Below are 19,017 nucleotides of genomic sequence, written 5' to 3'. Positions count from 1 at the left end.
AAGCGTTTCATCCGTGACGAACGGATCCGCGGCTCCATGGCAGATCAGGAAGCTAGCCCGAATCCCTTCGGTTCCGTCCTCCGGGGGAAGCACCAGACTGCCGTGGAAGCTGACCACGCCCCGGACATCGGCGCCGCTGTAGGCCAATTGCTGAACCGTCGCGCCTCCGAAGCAATATCCGATGGCGGCGAGTCGATTCCGGTCGACTTTCGGATGCGCTTTCAAAACGTCCAGGCCCGCCATGGCCCGGCTACGCCACAGCTCGACGTTTTGCGTGATCTCTTTCATCCACTTTGACGCCTGGTCCGGGTGTTTGGTCACTTTGTTCTCGCCATACATATCCACTGCAAAGGCCACGTATCCGAGGGACGCCAGCCGTTCGGCGCGCATCCGAGCGTAGTCGTTCAGCCCCCACCACTCATGCACCACCAGAACTCCCGGACGCTTGTCCGGATAGGCGTCATCGTAAACCAGGTAGCCTTTCAATTTGACGTTATCATCGGCGTACGATACGTCTTCAGCGGTGATTTTAGCCTGCGCGCTCACAGCCGCCAGCACCAGGATGCCCGTGACTACAACGATCCACTTTTTCATGGTACCCTCCCGTTCTTTTGAAGTCGGCCGTCCGTCGGCCCTCCAATGCCCCGCCTTCCCGGCTTAAGCGCCGGATCTATGTTGCCTCGAAAAAACACCTGCGAAGAAAGACCCCTGAAGAGGCCTGGTATACTCTTGTAGATAATAACCACGGACGGGCCTCCCGGCAAAAACGGAGATGGCCTGAATGTAAGTAATTTCGCGCGGACACCGGCATGCTCGGGCAAACGGATCGTGGTAGGAGACGCCTGCGGCTAAACCTCAGGGGCGCATGGCGTCGAAGGCGCTCGGCGTCGCTCCTCCAGTCGAGGCATTGAACAAAAACCGATTTTGTCCTACTATCCATGGTACCGGAAAGTTATGTCACCGTGCTTGAAGTGGCCGCCCTGTGAGATGCTCGCTGGACTGGGACGATTCCGACAATGCCGTTTCCCTCGATCGTGGTAAACGCGCCACGGGGTGTGGCTGTGGTTGGCTCCGCATTTTGAAGCCTCCATCCACCTGTCTGAAGTCTCTGAAGTCATTTATCTTCTGGTAATTTGATCTCATCAACGCCGTTCATTACCGGCGAACGATTTCAAGAAGCATCAAGGCCATGTCGTTTCGAGAAAACATCAAAGCATTCATTCCCGAATCCATCCTGAACGTGCTCCGCGCCATTCGAAACCGTCTGGTCAAAAAGCATCGTGCGGAGCTAGCCTTTTTCACACGTGAGCTTAAAGTCCTTCATGGCACATTCAGAAATCATCATTTCGAGCGGATCATGCCGGCCATGGCCGGAGAGTCCGGCGATGATTTCATAGAGGGAAAGATCGTCGCGGATTTCGGTTGCGGTCCCAGGGGCAGCCTTCGGTGGGCGTCCAAAGCACGCCTGCGAATCGGAATCGATGTGTTGGCCGACCGGTTTGCCGAAGAGTTCTTCGAAAACTTCGTGTCTCATGGAATGGTCTATTTGACATCCACGGAAAGAGTCATTCCTTTGCCCTCGAATTGCGTGGATATCCTGTTCACGCTCAACGCCATGGACCACGTGGATTCCTTCCCCGACATGTGCGGGGAAATCATCCGGGTGATCAAACCCGGCGGTGAGTTCATCGGCAGCTTTAACCTCGAGGAGTTTCCCACGCCTACGGAACCGCAACGCCTCAGCGTACGCATGATCCATGAGCACTTGCTGGATCGACTGGAAGTCCGATCGTACCGGATATCGGGATACGGAGCCGGTTCATGTTCACCGGGTTTTAACCGATATGCGCCGTTTTTCGATGGAACGACGATACCCTATGAACCGGGTCAGAGAGGGGTGCTCTGGGTTCGGGCGAGGAAGCCGGCTTCATAGTTTAATCGAAAAAGGAAGAATTGGGGGAATGGAAGTCACACATTGTGATGTGCAAAAGCGAGAGGGTGGGATTACACGCAGAGTCCGGCGAGCTTCCTCTCCGGGTCCATAGAACAGGAGGCTTTCCCTTCATAAGGCCGGAAGGATCCAACCGGCGGGTGGAACCTCCTGTCGCTTCTCAACGGGGGCTGCGCATTGCTCTCGCGCCGCCCGGCCTTTTTCGCCGCTCGATGAGAAAGGCCGCGGAGCCGGGCAACCCCGTCGCCGCGTCGGGGGTCTCCGCCGGCAGCGGACGGCCCCCCCGCTGCGGGAGGCATGCTTCTATCTAAGCGGTGGCGGACGCTTCGGCAGGTTCTCGTTTGATAACGTCGACGCGGCTCTCTTCGGCGCCCAAGGACGGGTCCGTCCAGATTCGGATCTTCACGTCGTAGCGATGTTCGAGGTTCAGCAGGCTGGCCCGCTTCTGGTTCAACAGATAGTTGGCCACGTTTACCGGAAGGTACGCGTCCACGGCCTGGATATTACCGCCGCTGATCAGTCTCCAGATCTGTCTGAACTGGTACATGGCCGCGGATTCGGGCATTTTCAGTACGCCCTTGCCGCTGCAGGACGGACACACGAGGTACGAGCGCGACTGAATGGGCAGGCCCATTTTCTGGCGCGACAGCTCCACGAGGCCGAATTTGGAAATATTTGTGGTCCTGGTGCGCGCCCGGTCTTTCTTGAGATTCTCGCGGAGGCATTTGAGCAGCTCTTTCTGGTGGCGCGATTCCCTCATGTCGATGAAATCGATGACCACCAGTCCTCCCAGATCGCGGAGCCGCAGTTGGCGTACGGCTTCGGCCGCGGCCTCGAGATTCGTTCGAAAGGCCGTTTCCTCTAAATCCTGTTCCCTGGTGGCCTTGCCCGAGTTGACGTCTATCGAGATCAGGGCCTCGGTGGACTGAATCACAAGGGTGCCCCCGGACTTGAGAGGAACCCGGCTTTCGTAAATGGATTCGATCTGGCGTTCGATGTCGAACCTCGAAAAAACCGGCTCCTTGCCTTTGTCCTTTTTGACCCTGTTGCGGTGCCTGGGGGATATGATCTTCATGAAGTCAATCGCTTTGCGGAACGCCTCCTTGTCATCGATGATGATTTCGTTGATGTCGGAAGAGAAGTGGTCCCTCAAGAAACGCAGCGAAAGATCCTGTTCCTTGTAGATCAAAGCGGGAGCCTTTGCTTTCTGCCCCCGTTTTCGAATCTCACCCCAGAGCCGCAGAAGGCTTTTGGCCTCGGAGATCAGATCACGTTTGGCTTTACCCACAGCCGCCGTGCGGATGATCACCGAGATGCCTTCGGTAACCGGCATCTCTTTCAAAATCTGTTTGAGTCGATCCCGCTCTTTCTCGTCGTCGATCTTTCTCGACACTCCGCCGCTGGTCCTTCCCGGCATCAAAACCAGATATCGGCCTGCAATACTCAAATAGGTGGTCAGCGTGGCCCGTTTTTGACCTGACGCGTCTTTCACCACCTGGACCAGCAGCTCCTGGTCCGGGCTGAGCAGGCGTCGGATGTTGCCTTTTTTTATGCTCTCGCCATCGGTTGTGCGAAAGTACTCCGGATGGATTTCATCGATTTGGAGGAATCCGTCGTTGGGACCGCCGAAGTTGGCAAAGCAGGCTTGCAGGCTGGGTTCGATGTTGGAAATTTTCGCCTTGTAAATATTTCCTTTTAACTGTTCGGTCGAGGAGCTTTCGGAATAAAACTCCTCCAAAATGCCGTTCTCGACAACGGCGACCCGGAATTCTTCCGGATCTATCGCATTAATCAGCATCTTCTTCGCCATATTCCATTCCCACTAGTAGCCATACGCGTTCATGGCGGCGCGAGTTCGAAGGCGAACGTTACACACCGGAGCAGCGCGGCCGATCCTGCCGGCACCTCGGGTGCAGCGCGCCCTGACCGAACTCGAAAAATTTGGGAGGTAAGTCCGAGGTTCATCCCGTTATTACGGCATTCCCTAAGCTACCCTGTAAATACGTACAGAAAATCACGGCCGGCCGGTGTCAATAGCCGCCCTTCTTTCTCTGTTTTCGGGCCTGATACTGTTGGGCCTGATACATGAACGTTCGGACGGAGGTCTCCCTGCCCGGCTGAAACGTCCCGTCGTACGGCGCGTCCATATAGGGGAACCTCCGGTTGCTGAACAGTGGTTTCAGTATGGCGGACGTCATGGTGCTTGGCATGCACGTGAACGGAAACACGTTAACCACGCCGTCATAGCCATGCTCCATATACTCCATGGCCCCGGCAATGCTCAGACACGCTTCCCCACCTATATCAAAGCTGAAGTGACCCGTATCGACAAGCTTTTTTTCCATTATACCAATATCATGATCCGGCCGCACATCAAAGATTTTTCGGACCCTTTTGTACAATTGCCGGTGCCGGTAATTCTGGTAGAAGGCGTCTCCCGTCCATCCGGCCAGACGCTTCAACGAATCTCTCATACCGTTCACGTCCATGCGGCGCAAATGGAAAGAAAAGGCCTTCCGGTCCGTGCGTAATTTGTCGTACGTGGTGTAGTTGACCCACTCGGCCAGGCTCGCGTTCACGACTTCGGCGCCATACTGTTCGAGCATTTCGATGAGGTGCTGGTTCGAGCGAACGTGCGATCGAACGTAAATCTCGCCCACGATGCCGATCAACGGTTTTTGTGGGATAGCCGGATCCACGAGATCTCCGGCTTCCAGAAGGATTTCGTCCAATGCCTTGAAAACGGGTTCAAATTCAAGGTCTCTGCTGTGCGTTCGAAACAGTCCGATGAGCCGTTGGTGGCCCCGCCGGACCAGCTCACCGGCCGCACCCGGTATACGTTCGTAGGGGGCTCCGCGACGCATCGATCAGGTCCCCGATCATGTACGCGTTCTTGGTGGACAGGCTGGCGATCCGGACGTCTTTGAACTCGGCCAGCGTATCCAGTACCATGCGCTGGAATTTGTTGTACATGCCGAAACGGCATGGACCGTCCGTGTCCGGCATAAAATACACATAGTTTCCTGCGTCAAAGCTTTCCCCCAGACGCTCCTTCTCCGCGTTAAGATAGTGAAGCACATCGCCGAAGGTTATCTGGCACGGGAAGCACTCTTTGCCCGACGTGTACTCCTTGCCGTACGCCAAGCCGTCATACGTGGGCATCACCACGGCCGGGACACCATGACTCTGAAAAACGCCGGACAACAGATGCGAACTCAACGGGTTCATTTCCGGCACCAGCAGCGTCTTCCCCCCCACGTTGAAGTTGCCCACGCGATTGTGGAATATGGTAAAGTCCCGTTCCTGACGCATATGTTCCATCCACTCACCCTATCTGTTTAAATCCTGCTCTTACTCGGAGGATCGAACTTCGCCTCCGGCGACCCGAGGGCTGGAGACCTCCCCGCCCCTCATGCGCGCTTCATCTGGCAGCCGTTTTGGGAGCGAAGCACCCAAAACGCGCTCAAGTCGTTTGGGAAGGGAGTTCGAGGAAAACCCTTTTCAAAGGGTTCCCCTCGAATCTTCTATTCCATACTCATGAACGGGCTGCAACGATTCGGCGCCCGCTTTCGCTTTGCCCCGCCAATACGTTTTGAATCACATTCTTGAAGGCTTCGATGCGCGTCCGCACTCCGGCCACGGCGCTGTGTTCGTCCAGTTCCAAAATGAGGTAGGGCTTGGAACCCATCAAGTACTTATAGAAATGCTCGATAAACGAATCGGCCCCGCAACTGAAATTGGTCAGATGCAGCCCGAACCAGTCCGGCTTTCTCGCGATCATGCGGGCGGTCTTCAGAACGCGCGCCCCCAGGCCCCAATACATATCCGGAAAATCGGAAAGATCGATTACATCCGAATCGCAGAAATCCATGGGGATGCCTTTCATGCCGATCTTGGACAAGTTCTGACCCAGCTTGAGGTTCAGCCGCTCGTCATATAGATTATACGGCCTTCCGGTGACCACGATCACCAGGTCGCCCGGTTCGATGGCGGACCGGATCTTCTCTCCCTCGGACCGCAGAGCGTCTTCGAAGCGCGACTGGACTTCCTGAGCCGAATAGTACGCCTCCCTCACCTGTTTCCTGGTGCACCCCAGCTTGTCCTTCATTTGGACGAAGAGGTCGTCGATGGTGCGGCGGTCTTCGTATTTGAAGTGAACCGATGGCGCGAGCACTTTGCTCTCGTCCAACCCGAGGGCGGCTCGAATCATGAAATTGTTTCCCTCCACGAGCGGACAAAAGTACCCCCCTTCTTCGGGCCGGGGTGTCCGCATGTTGATCATATTCGGCAGAAACAGGTAATCCACCTGATCGGATAGTCTCTTGACGTGGCCGTGAGACACCTTGATAGGATAGCACGTTTCCGTACTCATGGACTCGATTCCCATGCGGGAGATCGCGTAATCCGTGGGCGGGCTCACCACCACGTTGAAACCCATGCGATCAAAAAAATGTGTCCAAAAGACGCCATGGGAGAAAAAGAACAGGGCTTGCTGCATGCCCACGGTGGGAAGGCCCGAATCCGTCGGCTCCGTGTCCCCCTGTTTCAGCAACGTGGTCGATTCGGCGAGATGCCGGTGAAAAATCTCGGATCTGAGGGCGAAATAGTTGTCCGTTTTTTTCAGATCCGAATGAGATGCTTCGTACCGGCCGCACTCCCCACCCCAGACGCTTTTCCGGCCGCTGAACGAATAGATCTTGAGTTTGCATTGGTTGTGGCAATTGGGATCTACGGTGCATACCCGCTCGGCATGAGTGAGCCGGTCCTCGATAATCTCCTCGAGACTGCGAAATCGGGTTTCGTAAGGCGCCCTCGCCATGCGATCCTTGGCAATGAGGGCGGCCCCGAAGGCGCCCATAACCTCCCGGTGTTTCGGAGTGACCAGTCCTTTTCCCAAAACCCCCTCGAACGCGGCCACCACGGCCTTGTTCAAGGAAGGCCCGCCCAAAAACATGACACGATTTCCCACCGGCCGTTTTCCGACCACGCGGTTCAGGTAATTGTACACGATCGAATAGGAAAGTCCGGCGATCAGATCTTTTTTGGATGCCCCTTTTTGTGCGTAGGACACCAGATCCGATTCCATGAACACGGTGCAGCGGTCGGCAAGCTGAATCGGGTGTTCGGAAGAAAGGGCCAGATCTTGAAACTCCGCCACAATATTGATGCGGTTCTTATTGGCCAATTCGTGGAGAAAACTCCCGGTGCCGGCGGCGCACACCTTGTTCATGTCGAAATCCAACGGGTGCGTGTCCCGTACCGAGATGTATTTGGAATCCTGGCCCCCGATCTCGAAGATGGTGTCCACTCGAGGATCCACCTCGACGGCGCCTCGGGCGTGGGCCGTGATTTCATCGATGATGACATCCGCATTGGTGAAATCGCCCACCACGTTACGGCCGGAACCCGTAGTCGCGGCCCCCACAATACGTACGTAGGGTCCTGCTTCTTCGAGCACGGTTTTCAACAGGTCCTGCGTCACCTGAATCGGTTTCCCTCGCGTCTGCACGTAGCGTTTCAGAACGATCCGGTTGGACGTATCGATCAGTGCGTACTTGGTGGTCGTAGACCCCACGTCGATACCCAGAAACACGTCCGTTGTCGATGTCGAACTGAACATGTGAGTGATGCGATTGTCCTCCGGAAATCGCGTTTTCTTGAGTTCGAGGGCGCGGGCGTACGGGAACGTCTTTTGCTGAGTATCGATGGCCTCCTCGATTCGAGCCAGGTCCAACCCATTGCTTTGACCCCGTTTTCCAGCCAGAAGCGCCACTCCCAAAGCGCCCAGGCTGGCGGCGTACGGCGGCACCAATACGTCCGGATAGTAGGCCCGAAAGGCGTTCACTTGAAGCTGGTTCTTGGCCATCCCCCCGATGAAGGCCATCGGCGTTTCGACGTCACGCGAAGATACGATCGTGCTGATGTAGTTGGCCGAGTTGCCCTCGTGCAGTCCTGCTATGATATTCTCGAGAGACTCTCCCTTGTTCTGCAAATGAATCATATCCGATTTCGTGAACACGGTGCACCGGCACGCCACCTGGCTCGGAGCGTCGGCCTTCAGCCCAAGAGCGATGAAGTCTTTCAACACCGCTTCGATCCGTTCCGGATTCCAGTCCGCCTGCTCCTGATACATGGAAGAAGCCAGCCGTTCCGCCTGCTGGTCGATGAACGATCCGGTCCCGGAGGCGCAGGGACCGTTCATGTTAAAGTCTCGAAGCTCCCATTCCGATCCAAGGTATTCCAGTTGGAACAGCGCCGTTTCCTGCCCCCCCATCGAGATGATGCTTTTCACTCCGGGCATGACGTGGACACAGCCCTCCACCTGGGCAATGGTTTCGAATTCGTAGGGAAGCCGCGCCAGATTCGCGAGCACCTGACCGTGATTGCCGGTAAAGGACGTCGAGCGGATGCCGGGGCCAAACCGCTCGAAAAGATCCCGGAGAAGTTCCAGAGCAATGGAATAGACCCTCCCGAAATGACGCCGGTAGGGCGCTTCATAAACGATACGGCCCTGTTCGTCCACGACCGCAGCATTAACGCTTACCGAACCCAAATCCAGTCCAATATGCACATCAAGGGGAGCAGACGTTCCCATAGTTCACTCACTTTTCTCCTGAGTCATGAAAGCACGAGAACCGCCGGCCCTCCGGACCGATCACCGGAGGCGCGGGTGAAGAATTCTCATCCGGCATGATAGTAGGACATGCCTCGATGCCAACGCTTCTCTACACGGCCGGAATGGAGCAATTCTTCCATGACGGGTCCCAGAAGGTCCCGAGGTATGCTCAAAGCCACCGAGATTTCGTCCAGGCCGCATGGCCGTCGCCGAATCATCCGAACGATCTCCTCCGCCGTACCCTGCGACGCGGCGCCTTCGGCGTCGCCTTTGAATGAAGCGATGATTTCCGCACGATCGCCCATGCGGGCCCGGCATCGCTCCAGAAAGCCCCTGTCCACGGCCCGCACCCCGGCAAGGGCCGGCGGACGCTCCACGGTGTTCAATTGGATCCGGTCCGGTCCGATCTTCATCACGGCGCGTCGCAAAGCCTCCAGGTCTTGTTCAGCATCGTTAAAGCCCTTAACCAGTAGGATTTCAAGCCAAAACGCATTCTGGAACGATTTCCGAAGTTGCACGAGGCCGTCAATCACTTGCGTCAGTTCCAGGCTCGGGTGGGGTTGGTTGACCTTTTGAAACGACTCGTCAAGAGCGGCGTCCAGGGAAGGCGCCAGCAGATCGGCTTCCAGCACCGCCTCCCTTACCGATTCACTGGAAAATAGCGTTCCGTTGGTGAGGACGGCCAAGGGAAGCTTCGTCATCTGCTTAATCCGCCGTATGATGAATCCCAGATCGCGGTGCAAGGTAGGCTCCCCCGAACCGGTGATGGTCACGAAATCGAGCTTTAGGTCTCTTGCACCGAGAAAGTCGTCGATCTCATCCAGAATTTCCTCCGCATCAATATACGAGTCTATCTGCATCGTTTTGTTCGAGGTTCTTCCCACTTCACAGTAAACGCAATCCAACGTACACGTTTTGCGGGGAATGATATCAATGCCCAGAGAGTGGCCCAGACGTCTCGACGCCACGGGACCGAAAACCCGCTTCCAGGCTTGCCGCTCTTCTGCCGGAATAGCCATGTATCCATCAACCTCGCCGCATTTGTTTGCATTCCCGAAACGAAATGATATGAATGAAATTAACCCATTGTATGGACTCCGTCAATTCATACACTGTGAAAGGCTCCCAATGCTCGTCGTGAAAAAAGTGATCGGTCCCCTTTTCTTCCCCATTTCTCTCTGTCTCGAAGTGCTCCTGGCCGGGTGGCTCCTGATCTCGTTCACAAAATTCCAGCGATCGGGGAAAATCCTGATGCTGTTCGGCATGATCATGCTCGGTCTGTTCAGTTACGCCCCCTTCGCCGACCGCCTTCTCGAGCCGCTCGAATATCGATATCCCGTGCTTTCACCGGAAGCGGTTTCCGGATGTACGAACGGTTCAGACCCGGCGTCTCCCAAGTGGATCGTGGTCCTGGGCGGGGGACACTCCGCGAACCCGGAGCTGCACCCGTTGAGCCAACTATCTCACCCGTCTCTGGCGCGTCTTGCGGAAGGCATTCGACTATACCGGGAAATACCGGGGGGCAAACTGCTGCTGATGGGAGGAGCCATGTTTTCCGACGTCCCGGAAAGCGTAGTCATGTCCAGGGCTGCGCGGTGCTTGGGCGTCGACGAAAAGGATATCGTTGTGGAGCGTCGTTCGAAGGATACGAGAGACCAGGCCGAAGCCGCACGGACCATTATTGGAGAGAATCGGTTTTTCCTCGTGACTTCAGCCTCTCACATGCCCAGATCAATGGCGCTGTTCAAAAAGTCCGGGACCGATCCCATTCCCGCGCCTACGGGACACCTTGTTAAAAAAGAGCAACACTGGGACCCCGATCGGTTCGTGTTGCAGGCCAGAAACCTTTTGAAGTCGGAACGGGCGTTCTACGAGTTCCTGGGCATGGGTTGGGCCTGGTTTCGGGGTCATGTGTGACACGCCGCTCCGCCGGATACCGGGAGGCCGCGGATATTGACTTCCTCCGTGCGCATCGTATATGGGGAGCAGGAGTCGGGTGCTTCTTTCAGTCGGGCGCACTCCGAGGCGATTGAATCGGGACCGGCTCGCATCCAAACCTTTGACCGGGGCTACTCACCATGGATTTCGACGATATCGCCCATCTCTACGATGCTTGGTTCAAGACCCCCCTTGGGGCTTACGTGGATCTGTGGGAAAAGCGCCTTACCTGGGATGTGGCCGAACCCCGGAAAGGCGAAACCGTGCTCGATATCGGCGTGGGCACGGCCAACTATGTGTCGGACCTCCGAACACTGGGAGTCAAGGCATACGGCATTGACGTGAGCGTTCCGATGCTGCACGTGGCTCTGGAGAAGGCGCGTCGCGCTCCCTTCTTCTTGGAGGTTACCGAGGCCCGCGCGGAAGCGTTGCCTTTCAAGGACGCTTCGTTCGACCTGGTGATGAGCATAACCGCCCTCGAATTTGTACCGGATCCTCAACAAGCCGTGGCGGAAATGAGGCGGGTATGTCGTCCCGGCGGACGCATTGTAGTGTCGGTCCTGAATAAATGGAGCTTGTGGGCGGCCCGGCGTCGACTAATCTCGTTTCTCAAAAGAACCATTTTTTCGGAATGCCGGTTTTACTCCGGTCCGGAAATAAAGCGGCTTTTTGGAACGGCAACGTACCACACTTGCGTCTTTGCGCCTCCGAAGTGTCCCGCTCCCCTGATTCCGATCTTTGACAGGCTGGAGCCGGTTCTGCAGAAACGGCTCAGGCCCTTTGGCGCGTACCTGGTCGTCCGGGTTGACGTTTAGCCGACTCGATGCTGTTCCTCCGCCGCCCGCATCTCCCCGGGAGACGTCGTCACGCAGCAAGGCCGCTGTTTTTCATTGGGAGGGGAGACCAGGAGGATCTCCATGAACGTTGACGTTGAAATCGCCATCATAGGCGGCGGGGTAGTGGGCTGTTCCGTGGCCTGGGTGTTGTCCGAAACATTTGACAACGTCTTGTTGTTCGAACGCAATCCCGGCATTGGAAAAGGGGAAAACCAATCATCGCGGAATTCGGGCGTGGTTCACGCGGGAATCTATTACGACCGGGAAACACGGCCTTTGAAAGCCCGGCTCTGTGTTGAAGGCAACCGACTGCTTTACGATTTCTGCCGGCAGTACGATGTGCCCGCTGTGAGAACCGGCAAGCTCGTGGTGGCTTGTACCCGGGAAGAGGAAGGGATTCTCGATTTCTACCGCGGGAGGGCTCGTGAAAACGGAGTTGAGGGTTGCAGATCGATTTCCGCTTCGGAAATCCGGACCCTCGAACCCAATGTACGTGGGATTTCCGCTCTGCTCGTGCCCAGCTCCGGCATTGTAGAACCTACGGCTCTGGTCCGAAAACTGGCCGCCCTGGCGGAAAACCGCGGTGTGCGGTTTATGGCCGGCACCCGCGTAACGGATATTGTTCCGGAATCCGGCGCGTTTCGCCTTGCCATCGAGTACAGGGACGGACGCACCGACTGCTTCACCACGCGCCGTCTGGTGAACGCGGCCGGTGTAGATGCGGACGCCCTAGCTCGAATGGTCGATCCGGCGTTTCGGGTTACCCTGGATCCCGTGCGGGGCGAATGGGCGCTCTTTTATCGGAACCGGCGACCCGGATTGTTTATGAACGGTATGAACGTGTATCCGGTCCCCACCCGAGTCGACACGCCACACGGCGCCCATTTCACTGTAGGCGTACATCTGACTCCGACTTTCGACGCAACGACGGGTTCCCACTGCATTGGAGACACCGTCATTGTTGGGCCGTGGCTCGGTCCGGTATCCGATCCACGCGATTTTTCAGGCAATCTCAAGCCTCCGGATTTCTTCCATTCGTTCGCGCATACATTCTTCCCCGAGCTGCTCAAAACCGATCTGAATCTCCACCAGACCGGCATTCAGGCCCGTCTCCGCGGACGTCCGGATTTCCTGCTGCATCGGGACACAAGGATGCCGGGGGCCGTTCACTTGTTGGGCATCGACAGTCCCGGGTTGACGGCCTGTCTGGCGTTGGCCCGGGAAGTGAATCGTCTGCTGGATCCTCGGTGAACGTATAAACGGACTTGGGGACCGCGGATTCGCCGCGCCATTCGAGGAGACCACCGTACATGGGACTTCAAAACATGATCAGCTTGGGGGGATTCCTGGCGCTGTTGCTGCTGGCGTGGCTTTCATCCTTCCACAAGCGCAGGTTTCCCGTTAGGACGGTGCTTTTCGGGTGCGGCCTGCAGTTCCTCCTAGGCGCTTTTGTTTTCAGCTCCCCATTGGGCCGGGAGCTGCTGTGGACCATAAACGGATGGGTGATCAAACTGGTCGCCTACTCCGGGGAAGGAATTCGTTTCCTTTTCGGGCCGCTGGCCGCCGGTCCCGGAGAAGCTCATAGTCTGGGATTCATCCTGGCCGTCCAGTATCTGCCCAGCATCATCTTTTTTATGGCCCTCATGGCCTTGCTCTATCAATTGAACATCATGCCCTTCGTAGTCCGGTTGTTTTCGAAGGTCTTCGTACGACTGCTGAAGACGAGTGGAGCCGAGTCCGTCTCCGTTGCATCGAACATCTTCGTAGGAGTCGAATCCGCCAGAGCCGTGCGGCCTTTTCTCTCGAGCATGACCCGTTCCGAGTTGCTGACCATGCTCACCGCGTGCATGTCCACCGTGGCCAGCTCGACCATGGCCATTTATGTAGGAGCACTGAAAAGCGTCTTTCCCGAAATCGCAGGACATCTGATTTCGGCATCGGTCTTGTCCGCCCCGGCCGCCATAGTCATTTCAAAAATCATACTCCCGGAAACCGGGGAGCCCATGACGCTGGGGAAGGTTCCCCCTTCCGCGATCGAGCGCAAGTCCGGTTTTTTGGAGGCGATTATTGGAGGAGCCATGGACGGCGTGAAACAGGTCGCCGCCATATCGGCTCTTCTGGTGGCGTTTCTTTCCTTTTTGGCCCTGGCGAACGGCCTGTTGGGCGGCGCCGCCGGTTTCGTTACGGGAGGGTCCCATTCCATCTCCATCGAGACCATCCTGTCGACTCTTTCCCTTCCGTTGGCTTGGCTCATGGGCGTGTCGCCTCACGATGCGTGGAGCGTGGCGGGACTTTTAGGGGAACGCGTTCTGGTGACGGAGATTCCGGCCTATGTGCATTTGGCTGAACTGGCCAAAGACGGCGGACTTACGGACCCGCGCAGCGTGGTGATCGCCTCCTACGCACTCTGCGGATTCACGCATGTGGCCAGTGTGGCCATATTCGTGGGAGGCATCGGAGCGCTGGCGCCGGAACGAATCAAGGATTTGAGCAGACTCGGCTTCCCGGCGCTGTGGGCTTCGGTGCTGGCTACCTGTGCAACGTGCTGTGTGGCGGGTCTATTCTATACGGGCGGGCAGGTCATACTGGGCGGTCGTTGATCCCTGCCGGAAATAAAGCGGGCGTTCCCCAATAGAAAAACGCCCGTACGATACAACGCGAATGAGTGCGAAACCGAGGCCGTTTCTTTTATGCGGCCGGGAGCAATCCTTCCAACTTCTTCACGATACGGCCTGGAACCAGGTCTCCGATGGAATAGAGCTTTATCAGTTGGGCCGGAATCGCGATTTTCTCCGCCGCGCTCTCCAGGGCTATTCCGCTCGCTTCCAGTTTCTTGATCACTTCGACAAGTTTTGCCGACTCCATGAATAATCTCCTTTTTGATTCGAACCGATTCTTAAAACAGACACTACCCGGACTCGGTCCTGTTGTCAAGTTTGGCGCGCCGCCGTCATTGAAATCGTGGTCTGCTCCGGTACAGGTCGAAACCCGAATTCGAAGTATGCCCGGAACGAACGTTGCTTTCCGTGCAGCCGCGCATTCCTGTCGTCCCGGAACCATGGGGTTCCGCGGTCCCGAAGTTCAGAATCCTCATCGGTCCTACAATTCCGGGTTTTAACATTGTATACAAAAAACTTTTTTTCGTTGCGTCCCCCCGACCGTCGTGCTAAAGAGGTTGAGAACCGGATCCATTGACAACACTCGTTCATCGGAAGGCGGGTGAGGCGCGCACAGTGGCGAAGTCCTCCTAAGGGCGAAAAACTCCTCTATGATTTGGTCGTCTTCGCACGGTTGCGTCTGTTTCTATCCCGATTCTGAAGATTCTAATATTGTGTATATCAACAAACAGAATCAGAGGAGAGTGCTTATGTACGATCGGAAATGGTTGATCATCCCGTTGGCGTTGGTCGTCGGTTTCGTTCTGCTGGCCGCCCCCGTTCTTGCCGCCGCACCGGCGAAACCTTCATTGGACAAATGGAAACCCGCCTTCGATCCTTCCACGGCCAAATACAAGTTCAAAGTCTCCAATGTATCCCACCCCGCATTGAAAGGCGTTTACGCGGGCTTCGCCATCCGTGACGAACTGTGGAAGCGCACCAACGGGCAGATGTATCTCGAGTATTTTCCGTTCTCCATGCTGGGAGGGGAAGTAGAAGTCCTCAATCAGCTTCAGATGGGAGCCATCCAGGGAATGAGCGTCTCTTCGGTCGCTTCCACCAATTTGGGACCCCGGATGGGAGTTATAAACCTGCCCTTTCTGGTCGATTCTTTCGACAAACTGGATAAGTTCATCTCGAATCAAGAGCTGTTTGAGCACTTTCTGGCCGGTATGGAACACCAGGGCATTATCGGTATGGATATCACGGGATACGGGAATTACGGATGGGCCACACTCATTCCCGTGAAAACCATCGAAGACGCAAAGAAAGTCAAAATCCGCATCGCCGAGGCGGCGGTGAACAAGCTGACGTATGAGGCATGGGGCTTCAATCCCGTTGTCATGCCCTGGCCGGATGTGCCGACAGCCCTCCAGCATGGTGTGATTACCGGTCTGGACCACACCCCCATGGTGTGCAACATCACCAAGAAATTCGAAGTGTGCAAGTATTTCACCCAAGTCAATTACGCCCAGGGCCTGTTCATCTGGATCTTCAGCAAAGCCTGGTTCGACACCATCCCCCCCGACCTTCAAAAAGTCTTCAAGGAAGTCGTACGCGACGTATGTGCGCAAATCCGTGTGGAGACTCGCCAGCAGGAAGATGATGAAATCGCCAAAGCCAAGGCGACCGGCGTCGAGTTCTTCCAACTCCCCGAAGCAGACATGGCGACTTTGAAGCAAGAGGCCGACTCGGTTCATCAGAAATACGCTCCTGAAATCGGGCCGGAGTACCTGGAAAAAGTCCAATTGTTCATGGGCTATAAATAAGTCGCACGGACGAATCCATGGGACAGGGGAAGCCCCGGTTTCCCCTGTCTTTGTCTACCGGAGGAGCTTTCTTCCATGATTGGCACGGTCATTCGCTTCCTGGACAAAATACTGACGTTTTTCGAAGACTGGACACTGTACCTTACCGTGATGGTGGCCCTCATATCCCTGTTCATCAATGTGATCTGCCGTTATGGGTTCAACTATCCTCTGTCCTGGTCCGAGGAACTGATCCGCGAAGTCATCATCTACACTACGTTGATCGGATGCAGCGCGGCCGTCAAGAACCGTTCGATGATCAAAATCGACGCACTGGTGCAGATTGTCCCCAGCCTGAAAGCGCCGCTGAATTACTTCAGTCACTTCTGCACGCTGGCGTTCAGTGTGTTCATGATGTATTACGGATGGCATTTCGCGGCAATGCAGGTAGCCACCCGACAGGCGACGATCATACTCGAGATTCCGTTGGTGTACCTCATGGCCATCCTTCCGCTGATGGGATTTCTCATGTTTATTCGAACCATACAGATCATGTACGAAGACATGCTCAAAGCGAAAGCGGTCGGCCGTTGAGTGTGACAAAGCGGACTTCCAATCGTCATAGCGGCAGAAAAGGATGAATCCCATCTTATGGAAACCGGCACCATCATAATCCTGCTCATATTGGTCGGCGGCTTGGCCACCACGGTTCCCGTGTTCATGGCGTTGTTTTTTACGGGTGTGTTCGGCTTCTTGTTCTATACGGACTTGCCTATGATGCTGTTGGTGCAGACGCTTTTCCGGAGTATGGACAATTTCGCCCTGGTGGTGGTGCTTTTTTTCGTCCTCTGCGGCAACATCATGACCTCCGGTTCCATCGTGGACAAACTCATCAAGATGGCCAACGTCCTGGTGGGATTTTTGCCCGGCGGACTGGCCATGGCGGGCGTCATCGCCTGCGGCTTGTTCGGAGCCATCTCCGGCTCCACGGTAGCCACCGTGGTGGCCATCGGCGGGTTCATGATTCCGGCGCTGATCGAAAACCATTATGACGAGCGGTTTTCACTGGGTATCATGACTTCCGCTCCGATCCTGGGAATCGTTATCCCCCCCAGCATCTCCATGATCCTCTACTCCATGATCAGCACGGTGTCTCTGGAGGGACTGTTTCTAACCGGCTTCATTCCCGGAATCATGATCATTGTCGGTTTCTGCTTGTACAGCTTCTTTTTTTGCCTACGTAGGGCGGATTTTCAGCGCCGCCCCAAGCCCACCGCTCGCGAGACGCTCGCTGTGTTCAAGGAGGGCTTCTGGTCCCTCATGCTGCCGGTGATCATTTTCGGAGGGATTTTTTCAGGAGCGTTCACAGCCAACGAAGCCGCCGTTGTGGCCTGCGTGTATGCATTCATTGTCGAGATTTTCATCCACAAGGACATGAAGCTTCGAGCCGTCAAGAAGGTGGTGATTTCTTCGGCCGTGACGTCCGCGACACTACTCATCATCGTGGCCGGAGCCACCTGCTTTGGTCGCTATCTCACGATCGAAGCCATCCCGGCCCAGATCGCGGAGGCGGTAACCACCAATATCCGTCAGCCCTGGGTGTTTTTGCTGGTCATGAACATATTCCTCCTCGTCGTGGGCATGTTCATGGATATCATTTCAGCTACGTTGATTTTGGGTCCCATCCTGGTCCCCATGCTCTCTACGTTTCATGTCGACGCCATGCATTTCGGCCTCCTTATGACCGTCAATCTCGGAATCGGCTATTGTACGCCGCCGCTGGGGGTGAGCCTCTACATAACCGGAGCGTTGACCAACCGCGATTTGATTTACACGACGTGGGCCGTCATGCCTTTTGTCCTGATCCAGATCGTGATCCTTTTCATACTCACCTACTTGCCGGATGTGGTACTCTGGCTGCCAAGACTGGTGTACGGTTACGAATAGGCGGAAAACGGACGTTAGAGGGGTCCTAGTCGTCCGACAGAACACCATCGTCCCCATCGTCGGACTTCCATGCCGTCCTTGCCGGGAAGAAACCGTTCCTGGAGATCCATGAGAATATTTCACCGTGTATGCATCCTATCGGGCACGTTGCTGTTCGTCTGGCTTCTATGGCGCATCGGACCCAATACCGTTTGGCGACACGTTCTCGAGTTGGGGTGGGGAATCCTCGGCGTCTTCTTTCTGGAAGGAGCCGCTGAACTCTTTCACACACTCGGCTGGAGATCCTGCCTGGCCAAGACTCACCGAAAACTCGGCTTCGGAAAACTCTTCGCAATCAAGTGGGCCGGCTACGCCATCAATAACCTGACACCTACCGCCAATGTGGGAGGCGAAGTTACCAAGGGAACGCTTCTCGCGGGATACGGAAGCGGGGCGCAAGCCGCAAGCGGGGTGATCGTCGGAAAGATGGCCTTCGTGCTGGCCCAGTTGTTGTTCGTGGCCGTTGGATCCGTGATCCTGTTTCCCTACCTCGACGTTGCGCCCGCCATCCTGACCGGAGTCTTCATCGGCGGAGGTTTGTTGCTCTCGGGCCTGGTAAGTTTCCTTCTTCTTCAGAAATATGGGAAACTAGGGGCCGTCCTTCGCCGGCTTGCCGCTCGAAACCTGGGGAGAAACACACTGAAACGGTTCTCCGAAAAGCTCGATTCCCTGGATAACGAACTCCGATCGTTCTATATTGAACGGCCGTTTGGGCTCTATGTGGCCCTGCTTTGGCACTCGTTCGGGTTTGTCTGTTACGTCGCCCAGGTCTACCTGTTCCTGATTCTATCCGGCGCTCAGGCCACCATCACGGGTGCGGCTGGAGCGTGGTGCCTCGCGAGTTGGTTCGATCTGGCGGGTTTTGCCGTTCCTCTGCGCATCGGCGTCCAGGAGGGCGCCCGAGTGGTGGCCCTGGTGGCCCTGGGGCTTCCGTCGGCGCTGGGTATGGCCTTTGCCATGGTGATCCGGATCCAGGAAATCTGCTGGGCAGGACTCGGACTCCTCGTTTATGCTTCCATGACGTCTAAGAACATCGGATCCCTCGACTCAGCGGAAGAAGCCACGAATCGAGCCCGTTAAAAGACCCTCCGGCATGGAACCGAATGCCGGTCGTTCGGCATATGTCATGTTGTCCGGAATCGGACTGTTTATATTTGGTTCATAGGAATTCTCCGTGCAGGAAACTCGCATTCAGAAATGGCTCGGACGGATCCTTTCCTTGACGCTTTGGAGGCCCGGTCTCACCGTAGCCATCGGTATCCTGCTTGCCGTCGCTTCGTGGGCC

General features: G+C 56.1%; 16 protein-coding genes. 9 read left to right on the top strand and 7 right to left on the bottom strand.

Going from position 1 to position 19,017, the window contains the following annotated elements; all coding sequences use genetic code 11:
* Positions 1–594, bottom strand: a 594-nt coding sequence (locus HY788_16170) for a dienelactone hydrolase family protein (GenBank protein ID MBI4775679.1), incomplete at its 3' end; no start/stop codon positions are given.
* 595 nt (positions 595–1,189) lie between these two features.
* Here HY788_16170 and HY788_16165 point away from each other — a divergent pair.
* Complete coding sequence (locus tag HY788_16165) at positions 1,190–1,933, top strand: methyltransferase domain-containing protein (GenBank protein MBI4775678.1); 744 nt, start codon at positions 1,190–1,192, stop codon at positions 1,931–1,933.
* Between the two features lie 325 nt (positions 1,934–2,258).
* Here HY788_16165 and HY788_16160 read toward each other — a convergent pair whose 3' ends face one another.
* The 5 genes from HY788_16160 to HY788_16140 all read right to left on the bottom strand — a co-directional run bounded on the left by HY788_16160 (position 2,259) and on the right by HY788_16140 (position 9,586).
* Complete coding sequence (locus HY788_16160; protein MBI4775677.1) at positions 2,259–3,761, bottom strand: ribonuclease E/G; 1,503 nt, start codon at positions 3,759–3,761, stop codon at positions 2,259–2,261.
* A gap of 220 nt (positions 3,762–3,981) precedes the next feature.
* The gene (locus tag HY788_16155) at positions 3,982–4,815 is read right to left on the bottom strand and encodes a hypothetical protein (GenBank protein MBI4775676.1); all 834 of its coding nucleotides are present in this window, start codon (positions 4,813–4,815) and stop codon (positions 3,982–3,984) included.
* Positions 4,769–5,272 carry a hypothetical protein gene (locus HY788_16150; protein MBI4775675.1) on the bottom strand — a complete coding sequence of 168 codons (504 nt, stop codon included), beginning with the start codon at positions 5,270–5,272 and terminating at the stop codon, positions 4,769–4,771. Before HY788_16150 ends, HY788_16155 begins: the two co-directional genes overlap by 47 nt.
* Positions 5,273–5,486: 214 nt before the next feature.
* Complete coding sequence (locus HY788_16145) at positions 5,487–8,546, bottom strand: CoA activase (protein ID MBI4775674.1); 3,060 nt, start codon at positions 8,544–8,546, stop codon at positions 5,487–5,489.
* Between the two features lie 86 nt (positions 8,547–8,632).
* On the bottom strand, positions 8,633–9,586 hold the full coding sequence (locus tag HY788_16140; protein MBI4775673.1) for a radical SAM protein: 954 nt from the start codon (positions 9,584–9,586) through the stop codon (positions 8,633–8,635).
* Between the two features lie 109 nt (positions 9,587–9,695).
* On the opposite strand from HY788_16140, the gene elyC reads away from it, so the two are divergent.
* The 4 genes from elyC to HY788_16120 all read left to right on the top strand — a co-directional run bounded on the left by elyC (position 9,696) and on the right by HY788_16120 (position 13,941).
* Positions 9,696–10,484, top strand: a complete 789-nt coding sequence (gene elyC, locus HY788_16135) for an envelope biogenesis factor ElyC (protein ID MBI4775672.1) — start codon at positions 9,696–9,698, stop codon at positions 10,482–10,484.
* A gap of 161 nt (positions 10,485–10,645) precedes the next feature.
* The gene (locus tag HY788_16130; protein ID MBI4775671.1) at positions 10,646–11,320 is read left to right on the top strand and encodes a class I SAM-dependent methyltransferase; all 675 of its coding nucleotides are present in this window, start codon (positions 10,646–10,648) and stop codon (positions 11,318–11,320) included.
* 102 nt (positions 11,321–11,422) lie between these two features.
* On the top strand, positions 11,423–12,592 hold the full coding sequence (locus HY788_16125; GenBank protein ID MBI4775670.1) for an NAD(P)/FAD-dependent oxidoreductase: 1,170 nt from the start codon (positions 11,423–11,425) through the stop codon (positions 12,590–12,592).
* A gap of 59 nt (positions 12,593–12,651) precedes the next feature.
* Positions 12,652–13,941 (top strand): nucleoside transporter, encoded by a 1,290-nt coding sequence (locus HY788_16120; GenBank protein MBI4775669.1) that lies wholly within the window; start codon positions 12,652–12,654, stop codon positions 13,939–13,941.
* Positions 13,942–14,029: 88 nt separating this feature from the next.
* Here the strand turns inward: HY788_16120 and HY788_16115 are convergent, their stop codons facing one another.
* Complete coding sequence (locus tag HY788_16115) at positions 14,030–14,206, bottom strand: hypothetical protein (GenBank protein MBI4775668.1); 177 nt, start codon at positions 14,204–14,206, stop codon at positions 14,030–14,032.
* A gap of 502 nt (positions 14,207–14,708) precedes the next feature.
* Between HY788_16115 and HY788_16110 the strand changes: the two genes are divergently transcribed.
* From HY788_16110 to HY788_16095, 4 genes are all read left to right on the top strand, one after another.
* On the top strand, positions 14,709–15,767 hold the full coding sequence (locus HY788_16110) for a TRAP transporter substrate-binding protein (protein MBI4775667.1): 1,059 nt from the start codon (positions 14,709–14,711) through the stop codon (positions 15,765–15,767).
* A gap of 75 nt (positions 15,768–15,842) precedes the next feature.
* Positions 15,843–16,340 (top strand): TRAP transporter small permease, encoded by a 498-nt coding sequence (locus HY788_16105; protein ID MBI4775666.1) that lies wholly within the window; start codon positions 15,843–15,845, stop codon positions 16,338–16,340.
* Positions 16,341–16,397: 57 nt separating this feature from the next.
* The gene (locus tag HY788_16100; protein ID MBI4775665.1) at positions 16,398–17,693 is read left to right on the top strand and encodes a TRAP transporter large permease; all 1,296 of its coding nucleotides are present in this window, start codon (positions 16,398–16,400) and stop codon (positions 17,691–17,693) included.
* A 108-nt stretch (positions 17,694–17,801) separates the two neighbouring features.
* Positions 17,802–18,812 (top strand): flippase-like domain-containing protein, encoded by a 1,011-nt coding sequence (locus tag HY788_16095; GenBank protein MBI4775664.1) that lies wholly within the window; start codon positions 17,802–17,804, stop codon positions 18,810–18,812.
* Positions 18,813–19,017: the final 205 nt, after the last annotated feature.

It is taken from the genome of Deltaproteobacteria bacterium (assembly GCA_016208165.1).
Classification (GTDB): Bacteria; Desulfobacterota; Desulfarculia; order JACQYL01; family JACQYL01; genus JACQYL01.
Note: the sequence above shows the minus strand (reverse complement) of the source record. Positions and strands in the feature narration are given on the sequence as shown.